The sequence below is a fragment of the Myroides sp. C1519 genome (assembly GCF_038039755.1).
GTDB classification, from domain to species: Bacteria; Bacteroidota; Bacteroidia; order Flavobacteriales; family Flavobacteriaceae; genus Flavobacterium; species Flavobacterium phaeum_A.
Genome location: NZ_JBBPHM010000048.1, coordinates 1 through 1182 on the forward strand (window position 1 = coordinate 1; position 1182 = coordinate 1182).

The window sequence follows — 1182 nt, forward strand, 5'->3', positions numbered from 1 at the left end:
CCTCTTGTACATTTGTTGATGTAAAACCATTAGTGCTGTTATCAAAGGCAATAGCATTTGCATTGGTATTAATACTTGTGATTGTATCTCCTTTTCCATCTTTGAAAGTATACACTCCATTGACTACCTCTACTTTTGTTGTGTTGGCATCAATGATAACAACATCTCCTGCTACTGTAGTATGAGTATATGTTCCATCGTTATTGTTTACTAGTGTATCACTTGTCCCATCTAACTTAGTTTTTAACTCTTCTAATGCCTCTTGTACATTTGTTGATGTAAAACCATTAGTACTGTTATCAAAGGCAATAGCTTTAGCATTGGTATCAAATGTTACTGGTGTGCCATTGCCATTGTCATAAGTATAAGTACCATCGTTATTATTTGTCAAGCTTCCTTTAGAAACTGTTCCTAATACTGTATTGTCATCTGATTTTAAGGTAATAGTTCCATCATTATTATCAACCAGAGTAACTCCTGCACCTGATCCTACTTTACTTAATAGGTTATCAATTGCATCTTGTACATTGTCTGCTCCTAAATTAGATTTACTATCGTCAAATGCAATAGCATTTGCATTGGTATCAATCTCTCCTATTACATCTCCTTGTGAGTTTTTAAACTCATATTTATTTGTAGTTGTATTTAAGGATACAGATACTTCTTTTGGATCAATTGTTACTCCTGTCTCTCCTAATTTTGGTTGACCATCAGCTCCTATTTGTCCCTCGTTATAATAAGTAAAGGTTCCATTGGTATTTGGAACTAATAAAGTTATAGTCTCATTCCCCTTAACAATAGTGCTGAACTTTGAATTATCAACATTCTCAAACTTCTGAGTTATTTCATTCCACTCTTGGAAAATAACATCACCTGTTGTTTGATCGTAAACAATCTTAGTAAACCCTCCTTTACTCTCTGTGACATACTTGATATAATCATTGATTGTATTAAAGGTACGACCATCTACTTCTACTGGTTGTTTTACAATTGTTTCAAATTGATTTACAACACTTGATGGAATATCTACAAGTGTAGTAGTTCCATCTTCACTTGTGTAAGTGTAAGTTCCATCTTGATTATCCACTAAAGTAGTGATGGTTTCATTCCCCTTAACAATAGTACTAAACTTTGAATTATCAACATTCTCAAACTTCTGAGTTATTTCATTCCACTCTTGGA

Annotated in this window: 1 pseudogene; it reads right to left on the bottom strand. The window is 33.2% G+C overall.

Annotation, left to right across the window (positions count from 1 at the left end):
* A pseudogene (locus AABL81_RS13500) lies at positions 1-1182 on the bottom strand (hypothetical protein); the annotation flags it as partial.